The sequence below is a fragment of the Micromonospora sp. H61 genome (genome assembly GCF_018070325.1).
Lineage (GTDB): Bacteria > Actinomycetota > Actinomycetes > Mycobacteriales > Micromonosporaceae > Micromonospora > Micromonospora salmantinae.
Genome location: NZ_JAGPXY010000003.1, coordinates 63,180 through 75,566, shown reverse-complemented (window position 1 = coordinate 75,566; position 12,387 = coordinate 63,180). Strand labels below are relative to the sequence as shown.

At 72.1% G+C, this 12,387-nt stretch carries 14 protein-coding genes and 1 tRNA gene; 6 read left to right on the top strand and 9 right to left on the bottom strand.

The annotated features are described in order from the left end of the window. Positions 1 to 69: 69 nt before the first annotated feature. A tRNA-His gene (locus KBX08_RS03125) sits at positions 70 to 142 on the bottom strand. 112 nt (positions 143 to 254) lie between these two features. Further along, positions 255 to 845, bottom strand: a complete 591-nt coding sequence (gene orn / locus KBX08_RS03120) for an oligoribonuclease (RefSeq protein WP_210780988.1) — start codon at positions 843 to 845, stop codon at positions 255 to 257. A gap of 72 nt (positions 846 to 917) precedes the next feature. Here orn and KBX08_RS03115 point away from each other — a divergent pair, with 72 nt between their 5' ends. Then, the gene (locus tag KBX08_RS03115; RefSeq protein WP_210780987.1) at positions 918 to 2,201 is read left to right on the top strand and encodes a glycosyltransferase 87 family protein; all 1,284 of its coding nucleotides are present in this window, start codon (positions 918 to 920) and stop codon (positions 2,199 to 2,201) included. A 120-nt stretch (positions 2,202 to 2,321) separates the two neighbouring features. On the opposite strand, the gene KBX08_RS34850 is transcribed toward KBX08_RS03115, so the two are convergent. The 3 genes from KBX08_RS34850 to KBX08_RS03100 form a co-directional block, all read right to left on the bottom strand. Beyond that, on the bottom strand, positions 2,322 to 3,326 hold the full coding sequence (locus KBX08_RS34850) for a hypothetical protein (protein WP_210781123.1): 1,005 nt from the start codon (positions 3,324 to 3,326) through the stop codon (positions 2,322 to 2,324). Between the two features lie 149 nt (positions 3,327 to 3,475). After that, positions 3,476 to 4,210, bottom strand: a complete 735-nt coding sequence (locus KBX08_RS03105; protein ID WP_210780986.1) for a YcnI family protein — start codon at positions 4,208 to 4,210, stop codon at positions 3,476 to 3,478. A 17-nt stretch (positions 4,211 to 4,227) separates the two neighbouring features. After that, a complete protein-coding gene (locus KBX08_RS03100) occupies positions 4,228 to 5,895 on the bottom strand; it encodes a copper resistance CopC/CopD family protein (protein WP_210781122.1) in 1,668 nt (555 codons plus the stop codon). A 172-nt stretch (positions 5,896 to 6,067) separates the two neighbouring features. Here KBX08_RS03100 and KBX08_RS03095 point away from each other — a divergent pair, with 172 nt between their 5' ends. Genes KBX08_RS03095 through KBX08_RS34340 form a run of 4 tightly spaced genes read left to right on the top strand, consistent with a single transcriptional unit; the run spans position 6,068 to position 9,033 of the window. After that, on the top strand, positions 6,068 to 6,658 hold the full coding sequence (locus KBX08_RS03095; protein ID WP_210780985.1) for a sigma-70 family RNA polymerase sigma factor: 591 nt from the start codon (positions 6,068 to 6,070) through the stop codon (positions 6,656 to 6,658). A 32-nt stretch (positions 6,659 to 6,690) separates the two neighbouring features. Continuing rightward, a complete protein-coding gene (locus KBX08_RS03090; protein WP_210780984.1) occupies positions 6,691 to 7,215 on the top strand; it encodes a MauE/DoxX family redox-associated membrane protein in 525 nt (174 codons plus the stop codon). Next, a complete protein-coding gene (locus tag KBX08_RS03085; protein ID WP_210780983.1) occupies positions 7,208 to 7,924 on the top strand; it encodes a thioredoxin domain-containing protein in 717 nt (238 codons plus the stop codon). The genes KBX08_RS03090 and KBX08_RS03085 overlap by 8 nt, the downstream gene beginning before the upstream one ends. Continuing rightward, the gene (locus KBX08_RS34340; protein ID WP_210780982.1) at positions 7,921 to 9,033 is read left to right on the top strand and encodes a hypothetical protein; all 1,113 of its coding nucleotides are present in this window, start codon (positions 7,921 to 7,923) and stop codon (positions 9,031 to 9,033) included. Before KBX08_RS03085 ends, KBX08_RS34340 begins: the two co-directional genes overlap by 4 nt. On the opposite strand, the gene KBX08_RS03075 is transcribed toward KBX08_RS34340, so the two are convergent. The 4 genes from KBX08_RS03075 to KBX08_RS03060 are packed head-to-tail and all read right to left on the bottom strand — an operon-like array spanning position 9,017 to position 11,695. Continuing rightward, positions 9,017 to 9,775 carry an energy-coupling factor ABC transporter ATP-binding protein gene (locus KBX08_RS03075; protein ID WP_210780981.1) on the bottom strand — a complete coding sequence of 253 codons (759 nt, stop codon included), beginning with the start codon at positions 9,773 to 9,775 and terminating at the stop codon, positions 9,017 to 9,019. The two genes, KBX08_RS34340 and KBX08_RS03075, sit on opposite strands and share 17 nt — an antisense overlap. After that, entirely contained in the window at positions 9,772 to 10,542 is a 771-nt protein-coding gene (cbiQ, locus tag KBX08_RS03070) for a cobalt ECF transporter T component CbiQ (RefSeq protein ID WP_112601774.1), read from the bottom strand. Before cbiQ ends, KBX08_RS03075 begins: the two co-directional genes overlap by 4 nt. A gap of 14 nt (positions 10,543 to 10,556) precedes the next feature. After that, a complete protein-coding gene (locus tag KBX08_RS03065) occupies positions 10,557 to 10,982 on the bottom strand; it encodes a PDGLE domain-containing protein (RefSeq protein WP_210780980.1) in 426 nt (141 codons plus the stop codon). Then, positions 10,979 to 11,695, bottom strand: coding sequence for an energy-coupling factor ABC transporter permease (locus tag KBX08_RS03060; protein WP_210780979.1), 717 nt, complete (start codon positions 11,693 to 11,695; stop codon positions 10,979 to 10,981). The genes KBX08_RS03065 and KBX08_RS03060 overlap by 4 nt, the downstream gene beginning before the upstream one ends. Positions 11,696 to 11,895: 200 nt before the next feature. Here KBX08_RS03060 and bcp point away from each other — a divergent pair, with 200 nt between their 5' ends. Then, positions 11,896 to 12,372: a thioredoxin-dependent thiol peroxidase gene (gene bcp / locus KBX08_RS03055; protein ID WP_210780978.1), complete on the top strand. Its 477-nt coding sequence runs from the start codon at positions 11,896 to 11,898 to the stop codon at positions 12,370 to 12,372. Positions 12,373 to 12,387 lie beyond the last annotated feature (15 nt).

The window sequence follows — 12,387 nt, the reverse complement described above, 5'->3', positions numbered from 1 at the left end:
TCCCCCTGTTTCGCCCCCACAACGACTCAGGCCCCCTCCGAGGAGGGGGCCTGAGCAGTGGAACCGCTGGGTGACTGATGGGAATTGAACCCACGACAACCGGGACCACAACCCGGTGCTCTGCCAACTGAGCTACAGCCACCATGCCGCCGTCGCCCGGTCGATCGCTCCGGGCGGGGTGCGGACCAATAATAGCCACACCGCGACGCACCTCGTCCAGCGGGTTCCCTGCTCCCCGGGACGAGGCGGCGCGGTCAGAGTTCGGCGGCGATGGCCTTGGCGGTCTCGACATCCGGGCCGGGCAGCGGAACGAAGACGGTGCGCCGGTAGTACTCCAACTCCCGGATGCTTTCCCGGATGTCGGCCAGCGCCCGGTGCGCGAGACCCTTCTGCGGCTGGCCGAAGTACACCCGGGGGTACCAGCGGCGGCAGAGTTCCTTGATCGACGACACGTCGATCATCCGGTAGTGCAGGTGGGCGTCGAGGCGGGGCATGTCCCTGGCGATGAAGCTCCGGTCGGTGGCGATCGAGTTGCCGCAGAGCGGAGCGGTACGCGGATCCTTGACGAACGTGCGGACGTAGTCCAGGACCAGGTCTTCGGCCTCGGCGAGGGTGACCGCCGAACGACGGACCTCCTCGGTGAGGCCGGACTTGGCGTGCATGGTCTGCACGATCTCCGGCATCCCCTCCAGCGCCGCCTCGTCGGCGTGGATGACCACGTCGACACCGTCACCCAGCACGTTGAGGTCGGGATCGGTGACCAGTGCCGCAACCTCGATCAGTTTGTCCCTGCCGAGGTCCAACCCAGTCATCTCACAGTCGATCCAGACGAGGAGATCAGCCACCGGGACAGCCTACGCGCAGCCCACGCCCGGCGGCTGCGCGCTCTCGGCGGACCGGACCGCTAGGGTTTCGGGGTGCCAGCAGAACCCGTCGCACCGCCCGCCGTCACCGAAGACGATCCCGGCGGCCGTACGGTCCGTCGTCTGGTCGCGGTGGTGGCCCTCGGCGCTGTGCTGCCAGCGCTGTACCTGCCCGGCCTCGTGCACAACTTTTTCGATCTCAAGATCTACATGTCCGCGATGGACTGGTGGCGCGTCGGCCACCCGCTCTACGACTACGTCCAGCCCGACCGGGTGCAGGGCGAGTTGTACTTCACCTACCCACCATTCAGCGCGCTGCTGCTGTGGCCGTTCGGTCTGCTGCGGCTCGGCGCCACCGTGGCGATCTTCACGGCGCTCACAGTGCTGGCCGTGGTGCTGACCACCCGGTGGCTGGTGGCGCCGGTGATCGCCCGACACGACCTGCCCCGGACGTTCACCCTGGTCGCCGCCGTACTGCTTGTGCTGGCGGTGGAGAGCATCCGCGAGACGATCACCTTCGGCCAGATCAACATGCTGCTGATCGTGCTGATCCTGGCCGATCTGCTGTTCGCGGTACCGCAGGCGCGACGCTGGGCCGGGGTGGGCGTGGGGCTGGCGACGGCGCTCAAGCTCTTTCCCGGCATCTTCATCGTGTACCTGCTGGCCACCCGGCGGTGGCGGGCGGCGGCGGTGGCGAGCGCGACCGCGGCGGCGGCGACCCTGCTCGCGGCGGCGATCGCCCCTCGCGACTCGTGGCGTTTCTGGACGCACGAGCTGTGGACCACCGAGCGGGTGGGACGCACCGACATCGTCGGCAACCAGTCGCTGTTCGGCCTGCTCAGCCGGTTCACCGAGCCGCAGAAGCCGGACCGGCTGCTCTGGCTGTTGCTGGTGGCCGCGGTCGCCGGCTACGGGCTGTGGCGGGCCGCCCGCGCGGCGCGGGCCGGTGACCCGCTGACCGGCCTGACGTTGACCGGGTTGGTCGGTTCCCTGGCGAGCCCGATCACCTGGACCCATCACATCTACTGGTTCGTGCCGGCGGTGGTGCTGCTCGCCGACGCGGCGTTGAGCGCGGACCGCCCGGAGGAGGCACGCCGGCGTCGGTGGCTGGCCGGGCTCGCGCTGGGCATCACCGCCGTGACCATCTACGGCGTGGTGACGTTCCAGGCCTGGGGCGCGGGAGCGGTCCGCACTCACGATCCGGTGGACTTCGTCGTGCAGAACACCTACGTGCTGCTCAGCCTGCTGCTGTTGGTGGCGCTGCCGGTGCGCTCGGGGCTCGCGGCGGAAAATCGCACCAATTGGACAGACCTCCCGAGTAACCATGTTCGGCGCTAATCTGTCCTCATCTACCTCAAGCGCCGCTCGGGTAGCACCGATCCCCCGGTGAGGGTGGCCCTCCGCGTCGGCAGCGCGGAGGGCCACTCGCCGTCTCACCCACCGCCACCGGCCGGGCCGTCATCCGACCGGGCCGTCATCCGGTGCGGCCGCCACCGGTCGGGCCGTGGGCTCGTCCACGTCGGCCGGCGGCCAGGCGAGACTCAGCGTCACCTCCGGCCGGCGTGGCAGCCGGACCGGTTCGTCCAGGTCGGCGAGGGTGGCCGCGCGTGCCGCGCCGATCGCCGAGCGCGCGGGTTCCGGGACTGCGGAGCCGACCGGGGCGAGTTGTCGTGCCGGCAACGGTGGGGTCGGATGGAGCTGGCGAGCGCCCAGGCCACTCAGCGAGGTGACCCCGAGCCGGCCGGCGAGCACCGGCACCTGGTCCGGCTCGACCACGAAGATCACCTCGCGTGGCCGTAGTGGCCGTAGCAGGAGCAGCGCCGCGCACACCACCAGCAGCACGCCGACGGTCAGCAGACCCCAGGTGGCCGGGGCGGTCCACCCGGCCCGCAACTCCGCGCGCAGGTCCAGGGCCAGGTCGTTCTCGCCGTCGGGGCGCATCACCACCAGGCTCATGGGTTCGCCGGCCAGGTCGTCCGCGCTCCACTCCACCGAGCCGATCCCCTCGCGTACCCAGAAGGGCCGGCCCAGCGGCGTGACCGGCCCGTCGGTCGTCCCGACGCCCGGGGTGTCGGCGGCCGGTCCGGCCGGATCGAGCCGGACCGGCAGCGGACCCCGGGCCAGCGCCACCCGGCGGACCGTGGCGTGCGGCACCGCCTCCAGCCAGCCACGCACCTCGGCGGTGGGCGCCAGTCCGACGAAGGCCGGCCCGCCCGTGGTGCGGGCGTCCAGGCGCAGCCGGGTCTGCGCGGTACGCGCGAAGGGCGCCTCCTGCCGCAGCAACCGGTCGAGGTCGGTGACGACGATCGCGTGACCGGGCGTGCGGACCGTTTCGAAACGGGCGGCGAAGGACCCGCCGGGGTCGGCGTGTCGGGTCACCAGCCACAGCCCGCCACCGGCGAACAGCGCCGGAATTCCCACTACCAACAGCAGCACTCCGGCGATCATCCGCACGAACCGCATCCGCACCGTCCCCCTCCGTAGCCAAATACCCGGCCGACCTTACCGACGTACACCGTCTGATCAGGGGATATCCACGGCACGGTCGGCATCGACTCCGGAAGGCACGCTGGCCCGCCGGAAGATCCGGCGGGCCAGCGGGTGGAACATGGTCAGGCCTTGGCGACCGGCTCCCGGCGGGTACGCGTGAACGCGAGACCGCCCAGCACCAGACCGGCCAGCCCGGCGACGAGACCGGCCACACCGAGGCCGACCGCGAGCCCGTTGCCGTCGTCGTCGTCATCGTCGTCGGGCGAGGCGACGGCTGCGGCCGACGAGGCCGAACCCGACGGCGCCGCGGCGGCGGCCAGGGTGAGCACCGGAGCCGGGTGCTCCGGCTCCTCGGCACCCGGCGCCGGGTCGTCGATCCACCGCGAGATGTTGCCGTCCGAGTAGGTCTGCAGGGTCTTGAAGACCATCGAGTCGACCTGCGGCAGCGGCCCCATCGAGACGGGGAACTCCTGGAACTGACCCGGCTTCACCCCCGCGTCGCCGGAGGCCGTCCAGGTGATCTTGGAGACCGCTTCGGTGAGCTGACTGCCATGCACCTCGATCGGCGGGTCCACCTTGCGCTTCTCCGTGGTGACCGTCCAGCCGGGCACCGGCATCGTCGACACCGAGCCGACCGGGGCGTTCTCCGGCAGTACCACCTCAAGCTTGGTGGTCGACGCGGTGTCGCTCTCGTTGGGCACCCGGAACGCCACCCGGGCGTAGCCACCCTGGGTCGCCTCCTTCGGGTTCACCGTGACGTGTGCCGACGCCGGTCCGGCGAAGCCGAGCACAGCGGTGGCGGCGGCGGTGAACGCCAGGGCGGCAGCGGCGGTTGCGGTACGCCGGAATCGGGTCATGGGTTTCGCGAACCTCTCTAACGGATGGGCACGGTGGCGGTCACCATGGCCTGGTCGATGTCGGTCGTTCGGGCGGTGATCTTCAGTTGCCACTCGCCGGGGGTCGGCAGGCTGATGTCGCCGTAGGCGTGACTGTCCGTCAACCGCAGCAACGGCACCTCGATCGGCTCGATCCCGGCCGAGGGCAGCGCGACGGTCGCCTTCCACTCCGCGACCAGCAGTGGCTGGTTGGCCTTGTCGTACGCGTACAGGTGCACCGAGTTGTTGCCCCGCTCGGCCGGGCTCACCTCGACCTCGACGGACAGGAGCGGGCTGGAGAGCCTGGTGCTGAAGAGGCCGGCCTCGGCCCCGGCGGACGGGCCGGCCGCGGCGGTGCGCGCGGGCGTGGTCTGCACGAGTGTGGCGGACACGGCCAGCACCACCACTGTGACGGCCAACTCCACCAGGACCGCCCGGCGCACCGGCACCGGGCGTTGCGCCGCGACGCGGCTGCGCACCAACTTCCGGGAGTACGCGGCAACGGCGATGACCAGCGCGAACAACCCGATCTTGGCGAGCAGCAAGCGCCCGTACGTGGTGTCGAAGAGCGCCTGCGGGGTGGCCACCTCGATCAGCGCCTGGACGGTGCCGGCCAGCAGCAGCGCCGAGACGGCGAGCGCCGCCCAGCGCGACCAGATCGGCAGGATCGCGCCCAACTCCCGCTCGTCGGCCTGACGCAGCAGGAAGACGGCGAGCATGAGTAGACCGCCCAGCCAGACCGCCATGCTGCCCAGGTGGACCGCGTCGACCACCACGGAGACCGCCGGCGCCGGGGACGCCGCCGCGTGCCCGGCCAGCGGCCAGGTCAGCAGGGCGGCGCCGCCGAGCACGGCCAGGATGATCGCGTCCGCGCGCCCGGCGGGCCGGGCCAGCAGCGGGCGGAGCAGGAAGACGGATGCCGCCAGCAGGCCGAGTCGGACCAGGTGGGCGGCACCGAAGGTGCTGCCGAACACACTGCCGAACCCCTCGCCGGTGACGTCGAAGAGACCACCACCGGCCGTGTAGGGCACCTGCAACCACAGGTCGGCGAGGGTGGCGACGGCCACCAGAGCCAGGCCGGTCCAGGCCAGCCGGGTCGGCCCCCGCCGGGAGAGCCGCCGTGGCCAGAGCGCGGCGAGCACCAGCGCCGGTCCCACCAGCAGCACCAGGCCGGCGTAGCCGAGGAAGCGGGCCACCTTCACCGCCGTCTCCACCACCGGGTTCGCGCGGCTGTCCGTGCCGGAGTCGACGGGTGGGGTCGAGGGTGCGCCGACCGAGTAGGTGTACGCCCCGGAGACCGGATGGCTGTCGGCGGAGATCACCCGGAAGCTGACCAGATAGGTGCCGCGGGCACCAGCCGGGTCCACCGGGATGGTCACCACACCGCCGCTGAACGCCGCTTCACCCCGGTCGGCCCGGGAACCGTCCGGAGCGATGACCCGGATCTTGCCGGGCACCTTGCGGACCGACTCGCTGAACGTGAGGACCACCTCGGACGGCCCGCTCGGCACGATGGAGGCGGCGGCCGGGCTGCTGCTCTCCAGCACCGCGTGGGCGCTGGCGGAGGTGGCCGGCGCGATCAACAAGGCGACGACGGTGACCAGGAGGCCGGCGGCTGCGGCCAGCCTGGCGGCCCAGCGGTGGGGGGCGACAGTCATGCCGGCCATGGTCGCCGATGGGTGTCCCATTCGGCGACCCGAGGGGGGTGGTCGCTTCTGTGGTCGCACGTCATGAACTGGTAGTCGGCCCGGGTCGGAAAAAAGTTCCCGACGTGGCGCAGACCATCCAAGGGCCGAACGACCCTGACGCGCCGCCGACCGCCGCGTAACCTGATGTGTCGTGATCCCTGTCCCGCGTGACTCCGGTGCCGCCGGTCCGGCGGAGCCGGTCGACGAGGTCGCCCGGGACCCGGCCACCGGGTGGGCGCTGACCGCCCGCGACGGTGACCCCACCGCCCAGGCGGCGTTCGTCCGGCTGACCCAGGCCGAGGTCTGGCGGTTCGCCGCCGCCCTGGTCGACCCGGACAGCGCCGACGATCTGACCCAGGAAACCTACCTGCGGGCGTTCCGGGCACTCCCCGCCTTCGAGGGACGCTCCAGCGCCCGCACCTGGCTGCTCGGCATCGCCCGGCGGGCCTGCGCCGACCACCTGCGCACTGTCATCAGGCGGCGGCGGCTCGACGAACGCCTGGCGGCGAACGCGTACACCGACCGACCGCACCCGGACCCGGCCGGCCAGTTCGGCGCCGCCGACCTCGTTCGTCGCCTCGGCCCCGAGCGGCGCTCCGCTTTCGTGCTCACCCAACTGCTCGGCCTGTCGTACGCCGAGGCCGCGGCCGTCGAAGGGGTGCCGGTGGGCACCATCCGGTCCCGGGTCGCCCGGGCCCGAGACGACCTGGTCGAGGCGGTCGGCGACGCCCTGACCGGCTGAACCCGGAACTTCCGGTGCGGACGGGACGACAAATGAGCGTGACAGCACCTTCCACCCGCTTCGGCCGTTGGCCAGTGGTCCGCCCGTGGCTCGGCATCGCGGCCCGACTCGGCCTCGCCGCCGTCTGGCTGGTCGCCGGCGCGTCGAAGGTCAGCGACCTCGCCGCCTCCGGGCGGGCGGTCAACGCGTACCAGGTGATGCCGTACGAACTGGCGACCGTGATCGGCGCGGCGCTGCCCTTCGTCGAGCTGGCGTTGGGCGTGCTGCTGCTCCTCGGGCTGGCCACCCGGCTCGTCGCCGGGGTGTCCGCCGCGCTGCTGGTGGTCTTCATCGTGGGGATCGTCTCGGCGTGGGCGCGTGGGCTGGCCATCGACTGCGGCTGCTTCGGCAGCGGCGGGCAGTTGGCCGCGGGGCAGGCACCCAGTTACCTCCCGGAGATCCTCCGGGACCTGGGATTCTTGGTTCTGGCCGGATTTCTGCTGATCTGGCCGCGTACGCCGGTATCGGTGGACGGATGGTTGTCCGGCGAACCCGTTGTGGAGGACGAGGATGAGTAGTCGCAAGGGGCAGCGGGACGCCGCCCGGGTGGTCCGCGAGCAGTTGGCCCGCGAGCGGCGCCGCCGCCGCACGATCTGGGTCTCCGCCGCCGCGGTCCTCGTCCTGGTCATCGCCGGCGGCATCGGCTGGGCCGTCTGGTCCAGCCAGCGCTCCGACAGCTTCACCACCCCGCCCGGCGCCAACGCGGAGGGCACCGGCATCGTCACCGGCGGCGGGCCGGTCACCGTCGACGTCTACGAGGACTTCCTCTGCCCGGCCTGCAAACAGTTCGAGCAGACCAGCGGGTCAACGCTCGAACAGTTGGTGGCCGAGAACAAGGCGAAGGTGGTCTACCACCCGGTCGCGTTCCTCAACCGTTTCTCCACCACCGACTACTCCACCCGCTCCTCGGCCGCCTCCGGCTGCGCGGCGGCGGGCGGCAAGTACCACGAGTACGCGAAGGCGCTCTTCGCCCAGCAGCCGCCGGAGGGCAGCGCCGGGCTCACCGACGACAAGCTCATCGACATCGGCACCAGCGTGGGCCTCGACCGGGGCTCCTTCGGAAGCTGCGTGAAGGACGAGACGTACCGGACCTGGACCGAACACGTCACCGAGGACGCCAGCCAGAGCAACGTCACCGGCACGCCGACCGTCAAGGTCAACGGTCAGCCCATCGAGAACCCCACCCCGGACGCTCTCACCGCAGCCGTGGCGGCGGCCGGCAAGTGATCCGTACCCTGCTGGGCCGCACCGGCCTGGTCGCCGCCGCAGCCGGCCTCGTGACGCTGATCAGCGCGGCGCCCGCCGCCGCCCACGGCGCGGACGCACCTGACGGCACCGACTACCGCACCCGGACCACCGGGGTCGCACCGGCGCGGCCAGGGCTCGAGGTACGCGTCATCGAGGCGGGCGCCCGACTGGAGCTGACCAACCGCACCGGCCGCACCATCGAGGTCATCGGCTACTCCGGTGAGCCGTACCTGCGCGTCGGCCCGGACGGGGTCTTCGAGAACAGCCACTCCCCCGCCACGTACCTGAACCGCACCATCGCCGGGGACACCGCACTCCCGGCCGAGGCGGACCCGGCCGCCGCACCCTCCTGGCAACGGATCGACGACGGCACCACCGCGCGCTGGCACGACCAACGCGCGCTGTGGCAGGAGTCGGCACCACCGGCCGCGGTACGCGCCGCACCGGACCGCGAACACCGGGTCCGGAACTGGACCATCCCACTGCGTGACGGCACCGACCCGGTGGTGATCGGCGGCACGCTGGACTGGGTGCCGCCGCCGGACGCGTACACCTGGTGGGCCGTGACCATCGTGGGGCTGCTCGCGGTGGGCGCCCTCGGCCTGTTCGCCGCCACCGCCCCGGCCGGCGGCCGCGCACTGTCCGCGCTCGGCGTGTTGCTGATCGTCGGCGGCGTGCTGGCCGTCGGGTACCCGGTGGGACGGGAATTGGACGCGGGCGCCCAGGGCGTGGGCGGGGTACTGGTCGGGCTGCTCTCCGGGCAGATCTGGTCCCTGCTCACCGGCCTCGGCGCGATCGCCGCCGGTTGGTACGCGCTGAGCCGCCGCCCGGCCGCCGACTTCGTGGTCGCGCTGGCCGGAGCCTGCCTGGCGCTCTTCGCCGGAGCGTCGAACGCCGCCGTCTTCGCCCGCGCCATCGCCCCGGTGCCCTGGTCACCCGCTGCCGCCCGGGTGATGGTGGCGCTCTTCCTGATCACCGGCGCCGGTGCGACAGCCGCCGGCATCCTGCGCCTACACGCCACCTCCCGCGCCACCGCAGCAGCACCTCGAGTGGAGACCGCCGAGAGTGGGTCTACGGGTGCGGGGTGAAGCCTCGGGGGAGTTCCAGGCGGTGTCTTGCCAGCAGGGGAGCGTCGTTGAGCAGGGTGTTGGTGGGGGCGTCGGCGACTATCCGGCCGTTGTCCAGGATCACCGAGCGCTCGCACAGCTCCGCCGCGTACGGCAGGTCGTGCGTGACCATCAGCAGGGTCACCGGCAGGCCGCGCAGGATCTCGGCGAGCTCCCGGCGGGCCGCCGGGTCCAGGTTCGACGACGGCTCGTCGAGCACCAGGATCTCCGGGTGCATGGCGAGCACTGTGGCCACCGCCACCCGGCGGCGCTGCCCGAACGACAGGTGCTGCGGGGACCGGTCCCGGTGCTCACTCATCCCCACCGCGGCGAGCGCCTCGTCCACCCGGGCGGCCAACTCGGCCCCGCGCAGACCCAGGTTCGCCGGCCCGAACGCCACGTCCTCCGCCACAGTGGGCAGGAACAACTGGTCGTCCGGGTCCTGGAAGACGATGCCCACCCGGCGGCGCACCTCGGCCAGGGTGGCCCGATCCGGGGTGACCGTCAGCCCGCCGACGCTCACGCTGCCCTCGGTCGGGGTGAGAATGCCGTTGAGGTGCAGCACCAACGTGGTCTTGCCGGCGCCGTTGGGCCCGAGCAGCGCCACCCGCTCGCCACGCGGCACGTTCAGGTCGACCCCCTGAAGGGCGACGTGCCCGTCCGGGTACGCGTAACGAACGCCCCGAACGTCCAGCGAGACAGCGGTCTGCACGACACCGATCATGACAGCACGACGGCGGTGGCGGCGATGGAGGCCGCCAACACCGGCACGGTCGCCGCGACCAGCCACTGACCGGCGCTCGCCGCACCCTCGCCCTGCCACACGGCGGGCATCCGCCCGGTGTAGCCCCGGGACAGCATCGCCAGATAGACCCGCTCGCCACGCTCGAAGGCGCGCAGGAACAACGCCCCGATCCCGGCGGCGAAACCGCGCAGCTGCCACAGGAAGCGCGGGTCGTCGCCCCGGGAGATCCGGGCCACCCGCATCCGCCGCGCCTCACCGACCAGCACGTCGAGGTAACGCAGCATGAACGTGGCGATCTGGGTGAGCACCTGCGGGCAGTGCAGCCGGTCCAGCCCCACGATCAGGTCCCGGGTGGTGGTGGTCGCGGCGAGCAGCAGCGAGGCGAGCACCCCCAGGGTGCCCTTGGCCAGGATGTTCCACGCGCCGTGCAGCCCGTCCTCGGACAGCCGCAGGCCCAGCACCTCGACCCGGTCGCCGCTACCGAGGAACGGCAGGGCGACAGCGAACAGCACGAACGGCAGCTCGATCAACGCTCGGCTGAGCAACCACCGTGGGCCCACCCGGGCCAGCGCCGCCACCGCCGCCACCAGCACGGCGTACGCGCCGAAGGCCCAGAACGCCTCGCGTGGAGTGGCCACCACGGCGAGGGTGAAGACCACCATCGCCACGATCTTGACCTCGGGCGGGAGCCGGTGCACCGGCGAGTCCGACTCGCGGTACAGCACGTGCCCGTGACCGGCCCCCATCCGCGTACCCCTGCTCAGCTGGCCGCGTCGGCGCGGCGCCGGACGTCGCCGGACGTCGCGGGGTCGCCCTCGGTGGGCGTCGCCGCGTCAGCGTCGGTCGGCGTGCCGCCTCGACGGCGCAACAGCCAGAACCCGCCGGCTCCGATCGCGAAGGTGACCAGCACCCCGAGCACCCCGGAGAGGCCGGTGGAGACGAAGCTGTTCCGCACGCCCCGTACGCCGTAGTCGGCGAGCGGACTGTCGGCCAACTCGTGGTCACGGGCCTGCTGGGCCGGGCAGGTCCCCCCGACGATGTTGTCGTCGGCGTCGACGGTGCAGCCCTTGAGCAGGGACGAGTCCAGCCCGTCCGGGTGGGAGGAGGCGTAGTTGCTCACCACGCCGGCGAGCAGCAGGGCGACCAGCAGGCCGCCGGCCAGGAAGGCCCAGGAGCGGTTCTTCATCGGGCACCTCCGGCGACCGGGACGGCGGGGGCGGCGGGCGCGCGCAGCGAACGCAGCGCGTACACCAGGTCGGGGCGTACCTTCGCGACGGTGAGCACCGTTGTCGCGGTGATCAGGCCCTCGCCGATGCCGATCAGCAGGTGGACGCCGGCCATCGTGCCGGCCAGGCCACCCAGGTTGTTGCCCAGGTCGGTGGTGCCACCCAGCCAGTACTCCAGGACGAAGCCCTGCGACGCCACCACCACGCTGAGCGTCGCGGCGACGAAAGCGGTAACGGCCAGACCGGCCCGCGTGCGGGGCAGCACCCGCAGCAGCAGCGCGATCAGCGCGTACGCCGCGGCGGTGCCGAGCAACGCCATGTTCGTGATGTTGAGGCCGAGCATCGCCACGCCGCCGTCACCGAAGATCAGTGCCTGTACGACAAGCACCACCGCCACGCAGAGCGCGCCGACCCACGGGCCGACCAGCATGGCGGCGAGCGCGCCACCGAGCAGGTGACCGCTGACACCGGCCGTGAAGATCGGGAAGTTGAGCATCTGGACGGCGAAGATGAACGCCGCCACCAGGCCGGCCATCGGGGCCAGCCGGTCGTCCAGGTCGCGCCGGCCGCGCAGCACGCAGGCGGTGAGCGCGGCAAGAGCGAGCGCAGCGAAGATCGCTGCCACGGGACCGTCGATGATCCCGTTCGAGATGTGCATCGCCAGTGTCTCCACGCGACCTCCCACGCGTCAGCGGGCCCGACCGGGCCGGCGTGGGTCAGCCTATTTCCCAACCATCGTTGTTGCCAGACTCTGGCAACAACGCATGGGCTTGATCACTCCAGGTCAGACCCCGCCGGCCCGCGCCGTGCCCCCACCGGCCGACGCGTCGCGCCGACGGCGGCGCTCGCCGGCACGGCGGTAGGGTCGAGGCCATGACCTCGCCCGACCGCCTCTCCCCCGGTGACCCCGCGCCCGAGTTCACCCTCGCCACCGACACCGGCGACCAGCTCTCCCTCGCCGACCTGCGAGGTCGCAAGGTCGTCCTGTACGCCTACCCGGCCGCGATGACCCCCGGCTGCACCAAGCAGGCCTGCGACTTCCGCGACTCGCTCGCCTCGCTCCAGGCCGCCGGCTACGAGGTCGTCGGCATCTCCCCGGACAAGCCGGAGAAGCTGGCGAAGTTCCGCGAGCGCGACGCCATCACCTTCCCGCTGGTGTCGGACCCGGACAAGTCGGTGCTGACCGCCTACGGCGCGTACGGCGAGAAGCGGCTCTACGGCAAGACCGTCACCGGCGTGATCCGCTCGACGTTCGTGATCGACGCCGACGGCAAGGTCGAGCGGGCGCTCTACAACGTCAAGGCCACCGGGCACGTCGCCAAGCTCCGCCGCGACCTCGGCCTGGACTGACCTGTCGTACCGGAT

Excerpts from the sequence above, each read along its gene's own strand:
- KBX08_RS34850 (WP_210781123.1), bottom strand. The coding sequence starts at position 3,326 with ATGCGGTTCGTGCGGATGATCGCCGGAGTGCTGCTGTTGGTAGTGGGA.
- KBX08_RS03105 (WP_210780986.1), bottom strand. The coding sequence starts at position 4,210 with ATGACCCGATTCCGGCGTACCGCAACCGCCGCTGCCGCCCTGGCGTTC.
- KBX08_RS03100 (WP_210781122.1), bottom strand. The coding sequence starts at position 5,895 with ATGGCCGGCATGACTGTCGCCCCCCACCGCTGGGCCGCCAGGCTGGCC.
- KBX08_RS03090 (WP_210780984.1), top strand. The coding sequence starts at position 6,691 with ATGAGCGTGACAGCACCTTCCACCCGCTTCGGCCGTTGGCCAGTGGTC.
- KBX08_RS03085 (WP_210780983.1), top strand. The coding sequence starts at position 7,208 with ATGAGTAGTCGCAAGGGGCAGCGGGACGCCGCCCGGGTGGTCCGCGAG.
- KBX08_RS03075 (WP_210780981.1), bottom strand. The coding sequence starts at position 9,775 with ATGATCGGTGTCGTGCAGACCGCTGTCTCGCTGGACGTTCGGGGCGTT.
- cbiQ (WP_112601774.1), bottom strand. The coding sequence starts at position 10,542 with ATGGGGGCCGGTCACGGGCACGTGCTGTACCGCGAGTCGGACTCGCCG.
- KBX08_RS03065 (WP_210780980.1), bottom strand. The coding sequence starts at position 10,982 with ATGAAGAACCGCTCCTGGGCCTTCCTGGCCGGCGGCCTGCTGGTCGCC.
- bcp (WP_210780978.1), top strand. The coding sequence starts at position 11,896 with ATGACCTCGCCCGACCGCCTCTCCCCCGGTGACCCCGCGCCCGAGTTC.